We start from the raw sequence: 5830 nt of genomic DNA, 5'->3' as shown, positions 1-5830 counted from the left end.
AAGTCAATGAAATCAACGATCTACCAACACCACCTCCGCGCCAGTGCTAGCTTTTCGTACCGTCACTTATTGCACTGAAAACGAGGAGACCCCAATCCGAACTCGAACCACCAGAAGTAGACGACCCCCAGAAACAGGAAGGCGGCCCAGATCAGGTGGGTCGGGTACAGGCGGACGCGGCCGGGGTGCTGTATCAGCCGCGCGAGGCCCGTCAACAGGCGGGCCACGCTCAAACCCATCACGACGCCCAGGACGGTCCGGACATGAATCAGCTGATCCGGGTGGGCAATGGCCACTTCCACGCCGGCGCCTATTTATGGTGCTTTTGTTGGGCCGCGCGGTCCATGGAGTGCTGTATCCCTTCCTCGTCCAGTTTCTGTTGCTGCAGTATGCACGGCTCGTACGACGGGCTACCGGGATGGATTCCAAGGCTTTCGCACTTGTGCTGGTATTCCTCGGCGCTCCATTCGTCGAGCGTGTCGCACGCGGAGAGCAGTGCCGACGAAGCAAGAGCCGCCGCCATCAAAGTCAAGCGCCGGGGCCGGTCGGTAAGCAACATTTCCTTCTCCTTTTAAGGGCGGGATGAGTGGGGCTGCGATCCCGTGTCTCCGGGCTGGGTCGATATCTTTAGGTTATCACCGATCCGAAGATGGCTCTATTGAGCCGGATCCGGGCATAGTACGATACCGGCCACCGCATCACCGCATCACCGCATCACTGCGCCACTGCGTCACCGCGCCACTGAGTTACGCAGCATCACCCGGCAGGTGCCACGTGACACGGGCAACGGGTCACAGGCTATTTCGCCGCATGACGCATGGCCAGGGTGGCATCGGAACAAGGAATCGAGCATGCGTTTCGAAGAAAACATCACACTGACTCACATCGACCAGGGCACGCCCATGGGCGACTTGCTGCGCCAATTCTGGCTGCCCGCCCTGTTGTCGGAGGAACTGCCGGAGAACGACGGCCCGCCGCTGCGGGTGACGCTGTTGGGCGAAGAGCTGGTGGCCTTCCGGGATACCGACGGCAAGGTCGGATTGCTGAGCGCCTATTGCCCCCATCGCCGCGCCGAGCTCTATCTGGGACGCAACGAAGGGTCGGGCCTACGCTGTGCGTATCACGGCTGGAAGTTCGATGTCCGCGGCCAGTGCGTCGATATCCCGACCGATGCCTGTGGGCCGGAGGTCTTGAAGCGGATGGGCACCACCGCGTACGAAACCCGGGAGCACGGCGGCATCGTCTGGGCCTACATGGGCCCGGCGCAGCCGCCCGCCGACGTGCCCGAGCTCGACTTCTGCCGGGTCGCGCCCGAGCAGCGCTATGTCTCGAAATGCCTCATGAAGTGCAACTACCTGCAGGCGCTCGAGGGCAGCATCGATTATTCCCATATCTCGTTCCTGCACAAGGATCTCGAAGGGGGCACGGGCAAGGCGGACACCTTCGGGCTGGGCGAGATGATCAAGTATTCCGAAGACGACGGACGCCCCACGATTTTCTGTGACCGGGTCGAGCATGGCCTGCAGATTGCCGCGCGCCGCGAAGCCGGCGCCGACGCCTACTATTGGCGCATTGCCCGCTGGTTCATGCCTGTCATCGTGGTGGTGCCGACCGCGCCGGGCAATGTGTGCCGGGCCAATATTTTCGTTCCCATCGACGACGAAAACTGCTGGTGGTATCGCATCCGCTGGCATGCGGAACGCGCGCTGACGGAGCAGGAGATCGAAGGCTACAAGCACGGCGCATTCGATTATGCCGAGCTGGTTCCGGGGACTTATCTGCCCAAGGGGACCCGGGAGAACGATTATCTGCAGGACAGGGCCGAGCAGCGCACCCGGTCGTTCACGGGCATTCCCAGCGCGCAGTTGCAGGACCTGGCGATCCAGGAAAGCCAGGGGCGCATTCACGACCGCAGCCGCGAGCGGCTGGTCAAGACCGATCTTCCCATCGTGCAATGCCGCCGGTCGCTGTTGCAGGCCGCCGACGAGCTGGTCAAGGGCAATGCGCCAGCCCTGGCTTCCCGGCCCCAGGCGTATCGCGGCAGGGCGTACGCAATCACCCGGCCCCGGAATGTGGAGCTGGCGCGGATCCGTGAAGAACTGGCCAACGAATAAATAGCGGTTTTAATAGCGGTTTTTCGGAGGGCGGCGGCCGGGGATTTCCCGCCGCCGCTTCGATCATTCCTGAGGAGACAATATGTTCATGCGGACCTTATCCTGTTTGATGGTTTCATTCGCCGCGATCTGGCCGGCGGCTTTCGCGCACGCGCAATCGTATCCGACGGGGCCGATCACGATCGTCGCGCCGTTCCCGGCCGGCGGCACGCCGGACCTGGTGGCCAGGGTGATCGCCGATAAGGCCTCATCCATCATGGGGGTGCCCATGGTGGTGGAAGCCAAGCCCGGCGGGCAAAGCATTACCGGCACCACCACCGTCGCCAACGCGCGCCCCGACGGGCACACCTGGCTGCTGGCGACGCTGAGCTTCGTGACGAGCCCGGTGCTGGTCAAGGGCGTCAGCTGGGATCCCGTCAAGAGCTTTCGCGGGATCGCGCAGCTTGCCACGGCGCCCGTGGTCGCGGTCGTGCCCGCGTCGCTGGGCGTGACCACATTGCGCGATTTCGTGGCCAAAGCCAAGCAGGCGCCGGGGAAATTGAACTATCTCATGCCCGGGGTCGGCACTTCCATGCATTTGAATACCGAAATGCTGAAGAAGTCGGCCGGCATCGACCTGTTCGCCATCCCTTATAAAGGCACGCCGCTGGGCATGCCCGAGCTGCTCAAAGGCGAGCTGTCTTTCGCCATGCTGCCCCTGAGCACTGCGCTGCCTTACCTGAAAGACGGTAAACTGACTGCGCTCGCGGTAGTCGCCCCCGAGCGGGTCAGCGAGATTCCGGATGTCCCCACCCTGAAGGAAGCCGGATTCCCCGAGGCCCAGGTATTGTCGTGGTACGCGATGGTGGCGCCGGCCGGCACGCCGGACGAAGCGGTCGCCGTGGCCAACAAAGCCTTGAACCAGGCGATCGCCGACCCGGGTGTCAAGCAGCGCTTGCGGGACCTTGGTGTGTACGTGACGCAGTCCAATACAGCCGCGCAAACCGACACCCTGCTGCGCGGCGAGGCCGAGCGCTGGAAGCAGACCCTGAGAGCCATGAACCTTCAGGCCCAATAGCCGGAAGGGGCGGCCTGGCCAGTGCGGTCGCGTATTTTCGGGAAGAATCGAATTGACGCTTCAGCAGCTGCGGGATTTCGTTCTGGCCGTCGAGCACGGCAGCCTGCGGCGTGCCGCCTTGCATGGCCAGCAAAGCCAGGTTTCGCTGACCAAGTCCATCAAGCGGCTGGAAATTTCCCTGGGCACTGAGCTGCTGGTCAGGAACTCGCGCGGCATTACCCTGACACCCAGCGGCGAGCACCTGCTTCCGCGGGCGCGGCTGATTCTTTCCGAGGTGGCCCGGGTCGAAACCGAGGCGTCCATGAAAATGCAGGGGCGGCCCGTCGTCTCGATCGGCGCCTCGCCGCTGGCCGCGCTGGTGGTGGCGCCGCCCGCGCTCGAAGAATTCCGGGGGCGGCACGGGGACGTCATGGTCCGGTGCCGCAATGGCCCGTATTCCGAATTGCTGGCCGCCTTGATGGCGGGGACCGTCGAATTCATCATCTGTCCGGTTTTCGATGCGATCCTGGACGATTCCCTGGCGGTCGATGTGCTTTCCAGCCATCAGTCCGTCATTGTGGCCAGGGCTTCGAACCCGCTCAGGCATGCGACCCGCCTGAGCGAGCTTGCCGACGCCGAATGGATCGTCAACGGTCCGCTGGACCGCGGCGGCTCCAGCCTTGCGCAAATGTTCCGGAGATACGGGCTGGGCGGCCCCAGGGTCGCCATGCATTGCGACTCGTTTGTCGACGCGATCGCGCATGTGAAGCGCTCCGACCTGTTGTCGCTGTGCCCGCCCTGTCTGGAGGCGCTGGACGTCGCGGACAAGGTGGCGATCGTCGATATCCAGGAAAAACCGCCCACGCAGACCATATTGTTGATCCGCCACAAGCACAGGGTGTTGTCCAGGCACGCGTTCACGCTGTACGAGATCGTCCGCAAAGCGGGCGCGGGCCAGCCGACGGCACCCGCCGCGGACGATGGTGAAAAAAACCCGGCCGGCGCTAATCAAGTCCACGCCAGAGACCATTAAAGATAGAGCACCAGGATCTCGCGTCAGGATGGGAAATCCTGGTCGGCGGAAGTTTTCTTTTCCGGAGAGTTTCCTCGCTGAGCTACCCGGGGAGCGTACGGCGGGTGGTGTGGATGAGTTTGCCGTTGTGCATGGGATCGCAGGCCGGGTTGATGATGTCACGCTCCGGGATGTGCAATGACGCCTCAGCTTCCCTCCAGAACATGGCTGTCGGGCACCACGCACTTGAATGTGCCGGAAAAGACCGTTTCACCGGCGGCATTTGTCCCATGGACTTCGACCTCGTGGCGGCGCCCTTTCGAGCCGGCGACCTTGGCGACGAAACACAAGCGCTCGCCGACGCGCGAAGGTTTTAGGAAACCGACCTGGGCGCTCCCCAGGACGACCATGGGTTCGTTGACCGCCAGCATGGCCGCGAAATCCGCCGCGCCGAAGATGAATCCGCCATGCACCAGGCCGTGTGCGTCGGCCTTCATGCATTCGGTAAGCAACAATTCGACCGTGCTGCGTCCAGGCGCGATGGCCACAGGCCGGCCGCACAAGTCCGCGTCGATCGCCAGATGAGTGCGCGGGGTGGGGGTGTTTTCCGTCACGTTCAAGCCGCCTCGTAGAACGTCGTGAACTTGGCGGTGGTGGCTTGAGCGTCGGGATCCGTCACGACGTTGACGAGCGCGGGCAGGCCGTCGAGAGTCGCCTTCTTCGCGGCCTCGAGCGCGGGGCGGATCTGATCGGGGTGTTCGACCAGCGAAGCATGGCATCCCAAGGCGGTTGCCATGTCGTGGAATCTGGTCAGGCCCAGGTCGCGGCCTGGCTTGAGCTTCTGGGGATCGGAGGTCCATCCGCCGTTGAGGCTGACTACCGTGATGACAGGAATGCGATGGCGCACCGCCGTGTCCAGTTCCATGAAATTGAAGCCGATCGATCCGTCTCCATGCAGGCAGACGACTTGTTTGTCGGGGCGGGCCACCTTGGCTCCAATCGCATACGGCAATCCAACGCCCATGGTGCCGAAGGTGCCGGAATTAATACGGTGGCCAGGCAGGAAGGAAGGAATGGACTGTCTTCCGAAGTTCAGGATTTCCTGGCCGTCCACGGCCAGCACCGGGCTCTGTTGCAAAAATCGTGAAGCTTGAGCATGCTTGGCGGAGATTGGACGGACGGAACGATGACGGATTTCAAGTGGCGCCATTTCCAGGGTGATGTGATCCTGTGGGCGGTGCGCTGGTATTGTCGCTATCCGATCAGCTATCGCGACCTTGAGGAAATGCTGGCGGAACGCGGCATTTCGGTCGACCATACGACGATCTATCGCTGGGTCCAGTGCTACGCCCCGGAGATGGAGAAGCGGCTGCGCTGGTTCTGGCGGCGTGGCTTTGATCCGAGCTGGCGCCTGGATGAAACCTACGTCAAGGTGCGGGGCAAGTGGACCTACCTGTACCGGGCAGTCGACAAGCGGGGCGACACGATCGATTTCTACCTGTCGCCGACCCGCAGCGCCAAGGCAGCGAAGCGGTTCCTGGGCAAGGCCCTGCGAGGCCTGAAGCACTGGGAAAAGGGGTCTCCTCGTTTTCAGTGCAATAAGTGACGGTACGCAAAGCTAGCACTGGCGCGGGGGTGGTCTGGGTAGACCGTTGATTTCATTGACTT

Annotated in this window: 7 protein-coding genes and 1 pseudogene; 4 read left to right on the top strand and 4 right to left on the bottom strand. The window is 62.9% G+C overall.

Annotated features, from left to right (window positions below; translation table 11 throughout):
* Positions 1–62 precede the first annotated feature (62 nt).
* Together DY262_RS21320 and DY262_RS21315 are read right to left on the bottom strand one after the other, a co-directional pair.
* Complete coding sequence (locus tag DY262_RS21320) at positions 63–302, bottom strand: hypothetical protein (RefSeq protein ID WP_181936600.1); 240 nt, start codon at positions 300–302, stop codon at positions 63–65.
* Positions 303–310: 8 nt separating this feature from the next.
* The gene (locus DY262_RS21315) at positions 311–559 is read right to left on the bottom strand and encodes a hypothetical protein (RefSeq protein ID WP_116961059.1); all 249 of its coding nucleotides are present in this window, start codon (positions 557–559) and stop codon (positions 311–313) included.
* Between the two features lie 292 nt (positions 560–851).
* Here DY262_RS21315 and DY262_RS21310 point away from each other — a divergent pair, with 292 nt between their 5' ends.
* The 3 genes from DY262_RS21310 (at position 852) to DY262_RS21300 (ending at position 4183) form a co-directional block, all read left to right on the top strand.
* Complete coding sequence (locus DY262_RS21310) at positions 852–2114, top strand: Rieske 2Fe-2S domain-containing protein (RefSeq protein ID WP_070401332.1); 1263 nt, start codon at positions 852–854, stop codon at positions 2112–2114.
* A gap of 82 nt (positions 2115–2196) precedes the next feature.
* The gene (locus tag DY262_RS21305) at positions 2197–3171 is read left to right on the top strand and encodes a Bug family tripartite tricarboxylate transporter substrate binding protein (RefSeq protein ID WP_070401331.1); all 975 of its coding nucleotides are present in this window, start codon (positions 2197–2199) and stop codon (positions 3169–3171) included.
* 52 nt (positions 3172–3223) lie between these two features.
* A complete protein-coding gene (locus DY262_RS21300) occupies positions 3224–4183 on the top strand; it encodes a LysR family transcriptional regulator (RefSeq protein ID WP_070401330.1) in 960 nt (319 codons plus the stop codon).
* A 185-nt stretch (positions 4184–4368) separates the two neighbouring features.
* Here the strand turns inward: DY262_RS21300 and DY262_RS21295 are convergent, their stop codons facing one another.
* Entirely contained in the window at positions 4369–4776 is a 408-nt protein-coding gene (locus DY262_RS21295; protein WP_245981152.1) for a PaaI family thioesterase, read from the bottom strand.
* A 2-nt stretch (positions 4777–4778) separates the two neighbouring features.
* On the bottom strand, positions 4779–5300 hold the full coding sequence (locus tag DY262_RS21910; protein WP_220377586.1) for a thiamine pyrophosphate-dependent enzyme: 522 nt from the start codon (positions 5298–5300) through the stop codon (positions 4779–4781).
* A 48-nt stretch (positions 5301–5348) separates the two neighbouring features.
* Between DY262_RS21910 and DY262_RS21285 the strand changes: the two are divergent.
* A pseudogene (locus DY262_RS21285) lies at positions 5349–5738 on the top strand (IS6-like element IS6100 family transposase); the annotation flags it as partial.
* Positions 5739–5830 lie beyond the last annotated feature (92 nt).

This window comes from Hydrogenophaga borbori (assembly GCF_003417535.1).
Classification (GTDB): domain Bacteria; phylum Pseudomonadota; class Gammaproteobacteria; order Burkholderiales; family Burkholderiaceae_C; genus Hydrogenophaga; species Hydrogenophaga borbori.
Note: the sequence above shows the minus strand (reverse complement) of the source record. Positions and strands in the feature narration are given on the sequence as shown.